This is a genomic window from Phocaeicola sp. HCN-6420 (assembly GCF_037890145.1).
Classification (GTDB): domain Bacteria; phylum Bacteroidota; class Bacteroidia; order Bacteroidales; family Bacteroidaceae; genus Phocaeicola.
In genome coordinates this window covers 102,988-118,138 of sequence record NZ_JBBKBJ010000002.1, presented here as the reverse complement: position 1 = coordinate 118,138, position 15,151 = coordinate 102,988, and the positions used below count along the sequence as shown (strand labels likewise).

Annotated in this window: 10 protein-coding genes; 7 read left to right on the top strand and 3 right to left on the bottom strand. The window is 43.4% G+C overall.

Annotated elements, in window-relative coordinates:
- Positions 1-59: 59 nt before the first annotated feature.
- The 3 genes from WKT12_RS02265 (at position 60) to WKT12_RS02255 (ending at position 2,823) form a co-directional block, all read left to right on the top strand.
- On the top strand, positions 60-608 hold the full coding sequence (locus WKT12_RS02265; protein ID WP_340318674.1) for an OmpH family outer membrane protein: 549 nt from the start codon (positions 60-62) through the stop codon (positions 606-608).
- 105 nt (positions 609-713) lie between these two features.
- Positions 714-1,544: a glutamate racemase gene (gene murI, locus WKT12_RS02260; RefSeq protein ID WP_340318673.1), complete on the top strand. Its 831-nt coding sequence runs from the start codon at positions 714-716 to the stop codon at positions 1,542-1,544.
- A gap of 52 nt (positions 1,545-1,596) precedes the next feature.
- The gene (locus WKT12_RS02255; RefSeq protein ID WP_340318672.1) at positions 1,597-2,823 is read left to right on the top strand and encodes an anaerobic sulfatase-maturation protein; all 1,227 of its coding nucleotides are present in this window, start codon (positions 1,597-1,599) and stop codon (positions 2,821-2,823) included.
- 292 nt (positions 2,824-3,115) lie between these two features.
- Here WKT12_RS02255 and WKT12_RS02250 read toward each other — a convergent pair whose 3' ends face one another.
- On the bottom strand, positions 3,116-4,378 hold the full coding sequence (locus WKT12_RS02250; RefSeq protein WP_340318671.1) for a peptidase U32 family protein: 1,263 nt from the start codon (positions 4,376-4,378) through the stop codon (positions 3,116-3,118).
- 348 nt (positions 4,379-4,726) lie between these two features.
- Here WKT12_RS02250 and WKT12_RS02245 point away from each other — a divergent pair, with 348 nt between their 5' ends.
- From WKT12_RS02245 to dusB, 3 genes are all read left to right on the top strand, one after another.
- Positions 4,727-7,828, top strand: a complete 3,102-nt coding sequence (locus tag WKT12_RS02245) for a SusC/RagA family TonB-linked outer membrane protein (protein ID WP_340318670.1) — start codon at positions 4,727-4,729, stop codon at positions 7,826-7,828.
- 17 nt (positions 7,829-7,845) lie between these two features.
- Positions 7,846-9,480 carry a RagB/SusD family nutrient uptake outer membrane protein gene (locus tag WKT12_RS02240; RefSeq protein WP_340318669.1) on the top strand — a complete coding sequence of 545 codons (1,635 nt, stop codon included), beginning with the start codon at positions 7,846-7,848 and terminating at the stop codon, positions 9,478-9,480.
- A gap of 167 nt (positions 9,481-9,647) precedes the next feature.
- Positions 9,648-10,631, top strand: a complete 984-nt coding sequence (dusB, locus tag WKT12_RS02235) for a tRNA dihydrouridine synthase DusB (protein ID WP_340318668.1) — start codon at positions 9,648-9,650, stop codon at positions 10,629-10,631.
- 6 nt (positions 10,632-10,637) lie between these two features.
- Here the strand turns inward: dusB and WKT12_RS02230 are convergent, their stop codons facing one another.
- Positions 10,638-11,612 carry a phosphatase PAP2 family protein gene (locus WKT12_RS02230; protein WP_021971687.1) on the bottom strand — a complete coding sequence of 325 codons (975 nt, stop codon included), beginning with the start codon at positions 11,610-11,612 and terminating at the stop codon, positions 10,638-10,640.
- A complete protein-coding gene (locus tag WKT12_RS02225; protein ID WP_340318754.1) occupies positions 11,603-12,613 on the bottom strand; it encodes an NAD-dependent epimerase/dehydratase family protein in 1,011 nt (336 codons plus the stop codon). Before WKT12_RS02225 ends, WKT12_RS02230 begins: the two co-directional genes overlap by 10 nt.
- A 158-nt stretch (positions 12,614-12,771) precedes the next feature.
- On the opposite strand from WKT12_RS02225, the gene rnr reads away from it, so the two are divergent.
- The gene (gene rnr / locus WKT12_RS02220; protein ID WP_340318667.1) at positions 12,772-14,922 is read left to right on the top strand and encodes a ribonuclease R; all 2,151 of its coding nucleotides are present in this window, start codon (positions 12,772-12,774) and stop codon (positions 14,920-14,922) included.
- Positions 14,923-15,151 lie beyond the last annotated feature (229 nt).

Here is a 15,151-nt window from a genome sequence, read left to right as displayed (position 1 = left end):
AGATAAACAACATGTAAAACCAAAAATAAATTAATAACACAATAGAAACAAATAAGATTATGTTGAAAAAAATTGCTTTATTACTTTTACTCATCGCTCCGATGAGTGTATTTGCACAGAAGTTCGCACACTTCAAGTCTATGGACATCATCCCGGTTATGCCGGAATATGCAAAAGCTCAAACTGACATTCAGGCATTGCAGAAACAGTATGAAGACGAAATCAAACGTGCATCTGATGAGTTCAACAAGAAATTTGCCGAATATCAGCAAGAACAGAAAACTCTTCCACAAAATATTCAGGAACGTCGTCAGAAAGAACTTCAGGAACTTTCTGATAAAGGTATGCAGTTCCAGCAGGATGCACAGCAGCAACTGCAGAAAGCTTACAGCGATATGATGGAACCAATCTATAAGAAACTGGAAGATGCTGTAAAAGCTATTGGTACTGCAGGTGGCTATACTTATGTATTCGACCTGAACCGTACTGACATCCCTTACGTAAACGAAACAATGTCGAAAGATGTAACAAACGACATCAAGACGAAGTTAGGTATCAGCCTGACAGCTGTTCCGGCTGCAGCACCGGCAGCAACTCCTGCTCAGTAAAAACGTGTTTTCAACGTAACAAAAATAAAGTTGTCATTGGCTTTATCCCAGAAACGGATAAGGTCAATGACAATTCTTTTTTTCACCTCTTAATCAAATTTCCCCATGTTTTCCACTACTGGACCTATCGGAGTATTCGATTCTGGATACGGAGGACTGACTATCCTCGACAAGATCCGTGAATTACTGCCTCAGTACGATTATATCTATCTGGGAGATAATGCCCGTACCCCATACGGCACACGTTCTTTCGAAGTCGTTTACGAATTCACCCTGCAAGCCGTACGTAAACTGTTCGAGTTAGGCTGCCCGCTGGTTATCTTGGCCTGCAATACGGCTTCGGCAAAAGCCTTAAGAAGCATCCAGCAAAACGACTTGCCGCATATCGACTCAAGCCGGCGAGTACTGGGAGTAATTCGTCCTACAGCCGAATGTATAGGCGAGCTGACTGTTACACGCCACGTCGGACTTCTTGCTACAGCTGGAACAGTAAAATCTCAGTCCTATCCGCTGGAAGTACGGAAGCTGTATCCCGACGTACAACTCACCGGAGTAGCATGCCCGCTCTGGGTTCCACTGGTAGAAAACAACGAGTTCAATTCGCCGGGAGCCGACTACTTTGTACGTAAGTACATCAACCAATTGCTGGAACAAGATCCGGAAATAGATACCATTATATTAGGTTGTACACACTATCCCCTGCTGATGGACAAGATACGTCAGTTTACTCCGCCACATATTCGCCTCATTGCTCAGGGAGAATACGTAGCACATAGCCTGAAAGATTACCTTCGCCGTCATCCCGAAATAAGGACCCGCTGTACGGCAGGGGGAAGCTGCGAGTTTCTCACGACCGAATCGGTCGAAAAATTTCAGGAAGCTGCATCTATTTTCCTGCACCAGCAAGTACACGTACGAAGCATTACTTTAGAATAATCTTCACACATATAATTACCATTCAGCTAACATCACACTAAACCATCATACTATGACTACATTCGCCCCGTTTGCACGCCCGATGTATATCATGGCAAAGCCAGCCGGTTCACTATGCAATCTGGCCTGCCACTACTGCTACTATCTGGAAAAGGCCAAACTTTATCAGGACACTCCCAAGCAAATCATGAGTGACGATCTGCTGGAAAAGTTCATCAAAGAATACATAGAGAGTCAGACCATGCCACAGGTTCTTTTTACATGGCATGGCGGAGAAACCTTGATGCGTCCCCTCGATTTCTATAAAAAGGTGATAATGTTACAAAAGAAATATGGCAGAGGCAGAAGCATAGACAATTGCATCCAGACAAATGGTACTTTACTGACCGACGACTGGTGCCGTTTTTTTCACGATAACCACTGGCTGGTAGGGGTTTCCATCGACGGGCCACAGGAGTTCCACGACGAATACCGGAAAAACAAACAGGGAAAGCCTTCGTTTGTCAAGGTCATGCAAGGAATCAATCTGCTGAACAAACATCAGGTAGAATGGAATGCACTGGCCGTCGTAAACGATTTCAATGCCGACTATCCGCTCGATTTTTATCATTTCTTTAAGGAAATAGGTTGCCGGTATATTCAGTTTACTCCGATTGTGGAACGTATCTTCCGACATGCCGACGGACGCTATCTTGCCTCGGTAGAAGAAGGAGCTGAAGAAACGCTAACCGACTTCTCGGTTACTCCCGAGCAATGGGGAAACTTTCTCTGCACCATATTCGATGAATGGGTACGAAATGACGTAGGCGAATATTTTATCCAGCTATTCGACTCAACCCTTGCCAACTGGGTAGGCGAACAGCCCGGCATTTGTACACTGGCAAAGAACTGTGGGCATGCGGGAGTCATGGAATTTGACGGTGACGTATATGCTTGCGACCATTTTGTTTTTCCACAATATAAGCTGGGCAATATCTATTCAAAATCGCTGGTAGAAATGATGTACAGCGAAAAACAACTGCAATTCGGTCGCGATAAATCGGAAAAGCTGCCTACGCAGTGCAAGGAATGCCAGTATCTGTTTGCCTGCAACGGCGAATGTCCGAAGAACCGTTTCTGCAAGACCGCTTCCGGAGAGCCCGGACTGAATTATCTGTGCAAGGGATACTACCAGTACTTCGACCATGTAGCGCCTTACATGGATTTCATGAAAAAAGAATTGCTGGCACAGCGCCCGCCAGCCAATATCATGGAAGCTATCCGAAAGGGAGAACTCTGACACTGACTATCTCTCACTTTCCAGCAAAGATACAGATGAACTCGGACACACGATACCGGCTTTTCTCAAGGTATCGGCATGAGTTCATCTTTTTTTGTACAAACTTTCGATTTTTTTGTACAAAAAATAAAAAAACGTCAAGACGTTTTTTACCAGACAGCACCACATCTTTTTCAACTCCCTGCAAGTTCCCATAAACAGAATACCCCTTTCACGCCCATTCCCGGAAACTTGATTTTTAAACAAGAGGAAACAGACGCCAAAGGGGTATATCTTATATAAGCGATAAAGATTATTTCTTTTTCAGTTCATCGGCAGGAACAATGCGGTAAAGTTTGTCGCTCGGACGAATCCGGTCGGGCACCTTGAACGAAACATGTACTCCTTTCTTTACTACATCTACCGGTTTCAGGTCCACACGCGCTTCGTCCAGCGTAACATACATTGCCCCTGTTGTAGGTCCTGTAATCAGGAGCTTGTCGCCCACCTTGATTTCAGAAGCTTCGATCAGGAATTCTGCCACACCGATATTCGAGAAATACTTGATACCGCGTCCGGCATATACCTTACGCTCTGTAGCCTCCGAGCCATAATTCTTGCTCCATTCTCCCAAGCGCTGTCCCAGGTAATAACCATTCCAGAAGCCCCGGTTGAATACTGTTTTAAGACGAGTATCCCAATCGGCCTTCTTTTCTTCCGTAAAGGTACCTTCCAGATACGAACGAATAGCCTCCTTATAACATTCTACCACAGTACGTACATACTCAGGTCCGCGCGCACGTCCTTCAATCTTGAATACCCGAACGCCGGCTTCTATCATCTCGTCCATAAAATGAATGGTCTTCAAGTCCTTGGGCGACATGATATACTGGTTATCGATTTCCAGTTCGATATCACTTTCCTTATCTTTCACGATATATGCACGGCGGCACACCTGCATGCAGGCTCCACGGTTTGCCGAAGCATTCAGTTCATTCAGGCTCAAATAACATTTACCCGACACGGCCATACACAAAGCCCCATGGCAGAACATCTCGATACGTACCGGCTGTCCCATAGGTCCCGTGATATGCTGTTCCTGAATAGCATCGTAAATCTTACGCACTTGCTTCAAGTTCAGCTCACGTGCCAGCACAACGACATCGGCAAACTGCGAATAAAACTTCAGAGCTTCTGCATTGCTGATATTCAACTGAGTAGACAAATGTACTTCTTGCCCAATCTGGTTACAATAAGCCATGACAGCTACATCGGCAGCAATTACTGCGCTGATGCCTGCTTCCTTTGCTGCATCCACGATTTTCCGCATCAGAGCAATATCCTCATCGTAGATAATAGTATTCACGGTCAGGTAACTCTTTACACCGTTTTCATCACAGACCTTGGCAATCTCGCGCAAATCGTCTACGGTAAAAGTGTTTGCCGAACGGGCACGCATGTTCAGGCTTTCGATGCCGAAATAGATTGAATCTGCCCCTGCATGAATAGCCGCAGCCAGTGACTCTCGGGAGCCGACCGGTGCCATAATTTCGAAGTCCTTTATTGAGTAATTCATCTTTTCTTATTGATTTCGGACGCAAAGGTAACGAATTTCCGGCAAACACACGAACAAGCGGACAGAAACCCCTGAACGATCTTTCTAAAACAGTACATAAATAAAGCATACATATAGTGTCAGTATGCAGAAAGTAGAAAAACGAACAAAAAATATTACTTTTTATTACATCTTATATAAATTATTTTATATCTTTGTCGTTCGACAAAAAACATAAGGCAAAAAGACACAAAAACCTTTAAAAAAAGTATCAATGTTTTCATTAAGATGAAAACAAGAAAACATAAGGCATAAGCTAAGAAAGAACCGAAAAATTATATTAACCCAAAATCATTAAGAGAGAGATTTATGAGTAAATTCTTATCACTGCTATGCAGCTTGCTAATCTGTGTAGCGACTTACGCACAGGAAATTACTGTGAACGGAAAAGTTACGGCCAACGGCGAAGAGATGCCGGGAGTAACAGTAGCGGTCAAGGGAGGAACCCATGGTACAATTACCTCCATAGACGGTAGTTATTCACTACAAGTAGATGCTAAAAGTACATTGGTATTTTCATTCATCGGATACGAAACCGTAGAAATGCCAGTAAAAGGCCAGAAGGTTATCAACGTCGATTTGAAAGAATCGTCTGTAGCTATCGATGAAGTTGTTATTGCCGTGCCTTATGGTACTGCCAAAAAATCTACTTTTACCGGTTCTGCCAGCGTCATCGACAAAAAGATTGTAGCCGCATCACAGGTTTCAAGTGTATCAAAAGCCTTGCAGGGAACTGTAGCAGGTTTGCAGTCCTTCTCTACCAGCGGACAGCCGGGTGAAGACGCCGACATCTATATCCGTGGTGTAGGTTCTGCAAATGCTTCACAAACTCCATTGTATGTAGTCGACGGTGTTCCCTACGACGGTAAGCTTTCATCTATTTCTTCACAGGATATCGCTTCTGTTACAGTATTGAAAGATGCTGCTGCCGCTTCTCTTTATGGCTCTCGTGCGGCAAACGGTGTAATCATGATTACAACCAAACAAGGACAGAACGGTTCTGCCCCGACTATCCAGTTATCTGCCAAGTACGGTTTCTCAAGCCGTGCCGTACGCGATTACGACCAGCTGAGTACTGACGATTATTTTATGTTGCAATGGGAAGCATTGCGCAACAGCTATATTGACAACGGATCAGATCCTGTTGCCGCAGCACAGAAAGCTTCCTATATTGTTGCTACAACTCAAACAGGTGGTCTGGGTATCAACCCTTATGGTACAAATTATCCACAACCGGTAGGAACAGACGGAAAAATTGTAGCCGGTGCCACTCCTTTGTGGAATGATAGCTGGGAAGATGCTTTGTCGCAGGATGCTCACTACACCGATTTAAGTGCAAGCGTTTCTGGAGGTAGTGAAAAAACCAAATATTATTTCTCATTAGGTTATCTGGACGATCAGGGTGCTTATATCTGTTCAGGATTCAAGCGTTATAACTTGCGCTCGAACATTACTACCGATTTACGTAAATGGTTGCAGGTGGGACTGAATGTGTCTGCCAGCCATTCTATTCAGAACTATCCGAAACAGGATGATACAGCCATCGGCAATATCGTACTGGCTGCACGCGATATACCTTCTTTCTATCCGGTTTACGAACGCGACATGACAACCGGAGAATATATTCTGGATGAAAACGGAAATCGCATTTATGATTATGGAACTTACCGTAAAGGTTCGTACAACGGCTATAACTTCGCACAGTCTATGCTGTACGATAAAAAGGAGTACAAACGTGATGCTGCTTCTATCCGTGGATATTTGCAGATTACTCCGTTCGAAGGATTGAGCTACAAAATGTCGCTGAACATTGACTACGACAGTAAGTTTACACACAACTACAGTAACCCGACTTACGGCAAGCAGCCGTTGACGGGTAGCGTTGAAAAAGGTAACGACCGTACTACCGGTATGACTTATAACAACGTCATCAACTGGAACCATACTTTCAAGGAAGATCACGATGTTCGTCTGATGGCAGGTCAGGAATATTACGAATACAATACTTCTAACTTCGACGGTTCAAGAACCGGTGTTATTACCGACGGTTATTTTGAGCCGGATGTAGCCTCTACATTGAGCAGCTTCGGCGGAAACAGCGACCAGTACAAGTTGTTGAGTTTCTTCGGAAGCGCCGAGTATTCATATCAGAGCAAATATTTCGTATCAGCTTCGGTACGTACCGACGGTTCTTCACGTTTCCATCCGGATCATCGCTGGGGTACTTTCTGGTCATTCGGTGGTTCATGGAAGATTTCACGTGAGAAATTTCTGGAAGCAGCAAGCAACAACTGGCTGAGCAACCTGACACTCCGCGCAAGTTACGGTGCACAAGGTAATGACAATGTAGGCTACTATGCTTATAAGGCACTTTACGAAATCGGCAGTTCACTGGGTGAATCGACACTGCACGCTTCACGTCTGGAAACTCCCGATTTGAGTTGGGAAACAAACCTGAACCTGAACGTAGGTTTGGATTTCGGATTCTGGAGCAACCGACTGAATGGTACCATCGAATTCTTCCAGCGTTCTTCTAAAGATTTGCTGTTCGCCCGCGATCTGGTTCCGTCAGGAGGATTTGCAAGCATCGATGCCAATATCGGTAAGTTGAAAAACTATGGTTGGGAATTTACCATCAGTGGTACTCCGGTCATGACAAAAGACTGGACCTGGAAGCTCAGCTTGAATGCTACAACTTATAAAAACGAAATTGTTGAGCTGCCAACCGACGTTATGTGGCAGAGCTCAAAGAAATGGGTAAAAGGTGGTTCGTTGTACGACTTCTGGTTGTATGAGTGGGCTGGCGTAAATCCGGAAAACGGTAAACCGCAGTGGTATTATACTGCCAGCGACGGCAGCCGTCAGGTTACTGAGGATTACTCAAGTCTGACTCCGGACGATAAGGTAAAAGTAGGCAGTTCACTTCCTAAACTGAGCGGTGGTTTCCAGTCAGACCTTACTTGGAAGAACCTGTCACTGTCTATGCTGTTCTCTTATGCCATCGGCGGTAAATTGTACAACAACGATAAAATACAGATGATGAGCGTTAAGGGCGGAAACGGTAGTTCTATGAGTGAAGACATGCTGAACCGCTGGACTCCGGAAAACCGATACACAGATATTCCACGTCTGTCGTACGACCAGACCAGCTACTTTACCAGCAGTTCAAGCCGCTGGCTGGTAAACCGTTCATTCCTGCGTTTGAAAACAGTTACATTAAGCTATACTTTACCTAAGAACTGGATACATTTTGCTACACTGAAAGATGCCAGCATCTTTGTTCAAGGAGAAAACTTGCTGACATTCAGTCACCAGCAAGGTCTTGATCCGGAACAGCCTATCAGCGGTGTCGTTTCATTCCGCTATCCGGCCATGAAGACTTTCTCATTTGGTATTAATGTAACCCTTTAATAATAAATAGACGAAATATGAAATTCAATTATAAAAACATATGCCTTGCCGCACTGGCTGCTTGCTCCGTAACAGCCTGCGATCTCGACACAGCTCCAACAACTTCACTCGAAGCAAACGCTGTATTCAAAAATCTGGAAAATGCTGACCGCGTAATCAGAGGAGCCTGGAATTATATCTTTAATTCCGGTTCTACGTATGCCTCTATCGGCTACGGAGCTATCATGATAAACGATGACTTTGCCGGCTCCGATGTAGTAAGAACTACCAGCTACGGTTACTCTTCCAGCTATAAACTGACAAACGGCTACGGACGTGGAGAAATAAACGATGTAATGTGGGACATGGTTTACGACCCGATTAACAACTGTAACGCCGTTCTCAAGAATATCGATGGTATTTCGGGAGATCAGGAAGAAAAGAACCGCATCAAAGGACAGGCTTATGCTACCCGTGGTTTCTTGTATATGTTGTTGGCAAGCCACTATTCTTTTGCTATCGACAAAGATCCGGATGCTGTATGTGTGCCTATCTATACAGAACCAACCGACTATGATATGGCGACAACCGGAAAGCCGGCTGCAAGTGTATCGGAAGTATACGAACAAGCCTTGAAGGACTTGAAATGGGGCTACGACCTGATTCCGACAGACTATAACCGAGGCTCGAATGCAACTGACCAGTACAAAATCGACCACATTGTCGTAACAGGTTTGATGGCACGTACCAGTCTATACGCCCGCAAATGGGAAGATGCTTACAAGTATGCAGATGAAGCCATGAAGTTGAAAAATAATTACCTGATGAGCGAAGCTGAATACAAGTCAGGTTTCAACAATGCACTGAACAAAGAATGGATGTGGGGATATTCTTGTACACTGGATGACAACCTTCCTGCCTACAACTTCTATTATAAGGATACTACGACTCCGGGTGGTGGTTATACCAACTTCAATACAGACCCTCACTTTAAGGAACTGTTCGACAAGAACGACTACCGTAGAGATCTGTTCAAATGGGGCTTGAATACTGGTTACGGCGAGTGTGCCATGCTGAACTACAAGTTCCTGTTCGCCGATATCAACAACATGCTGGGAGATGTCATCATGATGCGTGTGTCAGAAATGTATCTGATCAAGGCAGAAGCGGCTGCACACCTGGCAGGCAAGACAAGCGAAGCTCAAGCATTACTGAAAGAACTTCGTGATGCACGTATGAAAGAAGGATTCGAATCGCCCGTCGTTACAGCAACCGGTGACGAATTGTTGAAGGAAATCTGGCTGGAACGTCGTAAAGAGTTGTGGGGAGAAGGTTTCTCGCTGACGGACATCATCCGTAACCAGCAGTCGGTAGACCGTAAGAAATACGAAGAATATGCAATGGCCGACATTACACACGACAGCAAAGGCCAGGAAATAAGAACTCCTAAACTGGATGAGAACGGCGATGTAATTTTGGCTCCTAAAGATGCAACAGATGAATATAAAGAACAGAACTGTATGCTAATCAGCGGACATTCTACTTTGAAATTCCCCGATGACTCAGATTTCGAAGCAAACAGCAAATATTATCTGTTCCGTATCACAGAAAAGGAAGAACTCCAGAACAAGAATTTGTACAATGACCATCCTAAATTGAGTATTTATCGATAAGCCATAACTCTCACAATACAGAATCCTCCCAGACGAAAGGTAACCCTTCCCGTTTGGGAGGATTTCTTTTATTTATTAATTTTGCAGCGATTTCAACAGTCTGTTAATATTTTATGCAAACTGTCATTTACTTTTGGCAGTAAAACACTATAGAACATTATATTATAATGAAGATAAGAAACATTGACTTAGGCGACAAACCCGTACTGCTTGCTCCTATGGAGGATGTGACCGATCCTGCATTCCGTTTACTATGTAAAGAGTTCGGAGCCGATATGGTATATACCGAATTCGTGTCGAGCGATGCCTTAATCCGCTCGGTAGGAAAAACGATGCTGAAACTGAATATCAGCGATGCAGAGCGCCCTGTCGCTATCCAGATATACGGAAAAGATACTGATACGATGGTAGAAGCCGCACGTATCGTAGAACAGGCCAATCCTGATATTCTGGACTTGAATTTCGGCTGTCCGGTAAAACGTGTTGCAGGTAAAGGTGCCGGTTCCGGAATGTTGCAGAATGTTCCGAAAATGCTGGAAATAACCAAGGCTGTTGTAGATGCTGTAAAAATTCCGGTAACGGTAAAAACTCGTCTGGGCTGGGACGCCGAACACAAAATTATCGTCGAACTGGCAGAGCAGCTACAGGACTGTGGAATTGAAGCACTGACTATTCACGGCCGTACGCGGGCACAAATGTATACCGGCGAAGCCGACTGGACGCTGATAGGTGAAGTCAAAAATAATCCACGTATGCATATTCCGATTATAGGAAACGGTGATGTCACTACTCCACAACGGGCAAAGGAATGTTTCGACCGTTACGGAGTAGATGCTATCATGATAGGCCGCGCCAGCTTCGGACGACCATGGATATTCAAGGAAGTAAAACACTTCCTGCAAACCGGTGAGGAACTTCCTCCTTTATCGTTCAAGTGGAAAATGGATGTGTTGCGCCGTGAAGTGCAAGACAGTGTTAATCTGCTTGATGAACGCAGGGGTATCTTGCATGTCCGCCGTCATCTGGCAGCTTCTCCTTTATTTAAAGGCATTCCCAACTTTAAAGATACACGTATTGCTATGCTCCGTGCAGAAACACTGGCCGACCTGAACGGTATACTCGACCACATAGAAGAAACGTTTGGAGAATAAGTGTGTTTATCCCATCAACTTAAAGACTGGTGAGATAAACCATCTTTTATACATCAGCGTAGCGAGCTGGTAAACAAAGAACGCTGATACGAAACCTACGATAGCATCTATCAGGTAGTGTGCCTGAATATATACAGTAGCACAGCAAAGAAGGATATAGAAAGGAGCCAGTACATAGGCAAGCTTCTTGTTTACACGCCATGCCATTATCATCACAATGGTAGAAATTCCGACATGTGAACTTGGAAAAGCTGCTGTGGGACGCTCCCCTACTTCCTGAGAAGCTTCTACTAACTGGTAAAAGAATCCATGTTCAAAGCCCGGACCGGGAAGAAGATAATCGTTTGTATTGAAATAATCGCCGATAGCGGGGAAAACACAAGCATTCACTTTGTCCATACCGATAGCGGGGAAATAGAACTGAGGACCTGCTACAGGCAACATTATGTAAACAAAATAATAAATAAAAAACGAAGTAACCAGTACAAAACATATTTTCTCAAACCATTCAAAACGATTGAGGAAATAATATACTACTACAACCAGCATCATCGGGTAATAAAAGAAATATCCCATATTAAAAGGCTCACTGAACCACATGGAAGGACAATGCTTGCTAAACTCGACTGCCGGCTGACAACCGAACAGTATCTGTTCGGCATGAGCAAACAAATAATCCAGATTAGGGAACAAGCGATTGAACTCAAAGGTATCGGGATACCAATAGGCAAGCAGGCTCATCTGTACAGTCATACGCACAAAAGCAGTCAGACGACACGGAAAAGCCTGATATAAGAATATCAGAACAAATGTCAAGATAACAATGCCCAAACGTTCCAGCAGCATCATACCGGGATGATCCATACGGGGAAACAGCAATAATATCAGCAAGGATGTTAAAGCATTGTAGATCAAACTGATTGTTTCTACAGCAAACAGTCCCCTTCCACTTTCTACACGCTCAAATAGTTTTATAGCCATTTTTCTTTCTTATACCATGCAATAATCTCTTTTACTCCTCTCTCCAACGGGTATTCTGCCCGATAGCCAAGTTCTTTTTCCAGTGGGGCAATGTCACATTGCCAGTTGCGCTGCTTCATTATTTTATATTTATCCAAATTCAGCGTACTCGATTTATGGAACAAGCGAGCAATGTTTTCTGCAAAGAATGATATGACTTTCAATAATGCCAGAGGACATGTAAAACGTATCAGCCAGGGATTACCCAGTTCCTTACGAATCAAGTCGGAAAAGGTACGGCTGCTGTATACTTGTCCGTCACTTACAAAATAGGCACGCCGTATAACTTTCTTTTCAATCGCAAGATATACAGCCTGAACTAAATCTTTTACATAGACAAACGTAATGTCTTGACGACGGAATCCTGCCGCAAAATCTAAATGCTGTGCTATGGATTCTACCATCAGAAAATAATCTCGTTCACGGGGACCATAGACACCTGTCGGACGGAAGATGACATAAGGGAAGTCTTTCAAGGTATGCAGATATTCTTCCGAATGCAGTTTACTTACCCCATAAGCAGTATTCGGTCGAGGAACATCTTGTTCGCAAATAGGAGAATAATCTTTTTCACGGATCGGGCCAAATACACTCAACGAACTGATGTAAATAAACTGATCAGGAACCATATTCAGGCGCATCAGTGTTTCGATGAAATGACGAGTAGCCCAATAATTGCCGATTTCAAAATCAGCCTTATCCAAACACTTCGTCACCCCCGCACAATGAATGATATAATCCCATCCCCCATGTTCCTGCTTATGTTTCTTCAATTGTTCTTCCAAACGGTCTGAATCGGTAAAGTCTAATTCGGCAAAACGGATACGGGCATCTTGCAAATATCGTCGGCTGCTGCTTTTACGCACACCCGCCCATACCTGCATGTCACGTTCCAATCCTGCTTCTACCAGAAAACTTCCGATAAAGCCGCTTGCTCCGGTTACCAATACTTTTTTCTCCATGCAGCAAAGATAATAGTTTCTCATCTTTCTACCTTAAAATATAGAGAGTTATTGAATCTTTATTCCATTTATTTTGCTTACTTTGTAAAAGAAACATCTGCCTGATACTTATACGAGATATCGCCAAAGAAGACGGCAGTAAATAAAACATTACGATTATGGCTAAGAAAAAGAAAGAGAAAAAAGGCGGAAAACGCATGAAGAAGAAAGAACTGGCAGAATTGCTGGTCAACTATTTCCGCATCAAGCCAATGGAAAGCTTCAGCTTGAAGCAGTTGTTTACGGGATTAAACCTGACTACGCATCCATTGAAAATGCTTTGTGCCGACATCGTTCAGGAAATGGTAGAAGACAATTTTTTAATAGAAACAGAGAAAGGGCATTATAAACTGAATGACAAGGGACAGATCATGACAGGTACCTTCCAGCGCAAAAGCAATGGAAAGAACTTGTTTATTCCTGACGATGGAGGTGAACCTATTTTCGTAGCAGAACGCAACTCGGCACATGCCATGAATAATGATAAGGTAAAAATTGCCCTGTGTGCCAAACGTCGCCGTCATGAGGTAGAAGGACAGGTTATCGAAATTCTGGAACATGCCAATGCTAACTTTGTAGGAACATTGAAAGTAAGTAAGAATTATGCCTTTCTGCTGACAGAAACAAATACGCTGGCAAACGATATTTTTATTCCAAAGGAAAAACTGAAAGGTGGCAAAGATGGTGACAAGGCAGTTGTCCGTATTACAGAATGGCCAGAAGAAGCTAAAAATCCATTCGGTGAAGTAATCGATATTCTGGGTAAGGCAGGAGAAAATACAACTGAAATGCATGCTATTCTTGCAGAATACGGTTTACCTTATACTTATCCTCAGTCGGTGGAAGCTGCTGCCGATAAAATCTCGGCAGAGATCACTCCTGAAGATTATGCTGAGCGTGAGGATTTCCGTGATGTCGTAACTTTCACTATCGACCCGAAAGATGCTAAGGACTTTGATGATGCACTCTCTATTCGCCAGCTTAAGCCAGGACTTTGGGAAGTAGGTGTACACATTGCCGATGTTTCACACTATGTAAAAGAAGGTAGCATTATCGACAAGGAGGCAGTAAAACGAGCAACTTCAGTCTATCTGGTAGATCGTACTATCCCTATGTTGCCCGAACGTCTTTGTAATTTCATCTGTTCGCTGCGCCCTGATGAAGAGAAACTGGCTTACTCTGTAATTTTCAATATGAATGAAAAGGCAGAAGTAAAAGACTATCGTATCCGGCATACTGTCATAAAATCGAACCGTCGCTTTACGTATGAGGAAGCTCAAAATATTATAGAAACAGGAGAGGGAGATTACAAAGAAGAAATTCTGGAGCTGAACAAACTTGCTCAAATCTTACGTGAAAAACGAATAGCAGCCGGAGCTATCAATTTCGACCGCTGCGAGGTTAAGTTTGAAATTGACGAGAAAGGCAAGCCGCTGAGCGTATACTTCAAAGTTTCTAAAGAAGCAAATAAACTGATTGAGGAGTTTATGCTGTTAGCAAACCGTACGGTTGCCGAACACATCGGAAAAGTTCCTAAGAACAAAAAGCCGAAAGTATTCCCTTATCGTATACACGATTTGCCTGACCCGGACAAACTGGATAACTTAAGCCAGTTTATTGCCCGCTTCGGTTATAAGATACGTACAGGAGGAAGTAAAGCAGAAGTATCAAAATCGATCAACCGCTTATTGAGCGATATAGAAGGCAAGAAAGAACAGAATCTGATAGAAACAGTTTCATTGCGCGCTATGCAAAAAGCAAGGTACTCTATTTATAACATCGGACACTACGGACTAGCCTTCGACTATTATACACACTTTACTTCTCCAATCCGTCGTTATCCGGACCTGATGGTACATCGCCTACTAACACGTTATCTCGCAGGAGGACGCAGTGCTCAGGCCGACAAATACGAGGAATTGTGTGAGCATAGTTCTGCTATGGAGCAGACAGCAGCAAGTGCTGAACGTGCTTCCGTCAAATACAAACAGGTAGAATTTATGAGTGAACGTATCGGAAACGTATACGATGGTGTAATATCTAGAGTAACAGAATGGGGACTGTATGTAGAAATTAATGAAAATAAATGCGAAGGTATGGTTTCCATGCGCGACTTAGGCAATGATTATTATGAATTTGATGAAAAGAATTATTGCCTTATCGGACGCCGTCATCATCGCAAGTTCAGTCTGGGTGACCCGGTAAAAATTAAAGTGGCACGTACAAATCTGGAAAAGAAACAACTGGACTTCGTTCTTGCCGACGAATAGCAGACATTTCAAAGGAACCAATCCGTTGAGTTGATATAATAAAAGAGACTGTTTCAAAATGGGAAACTGAGATAGGCTTACTTATCTATAAGTTACGACATAAAGATCTCCTACTTTAGTCTTTGTTTTCTTCAATTAAAGGACTAAAAGTAGGAGATCTTTTTATTTCTAAATTTCAATCTATCAGATTTTACTTTTGCAATTCTATTTTGAGACAACCTCTTTCATA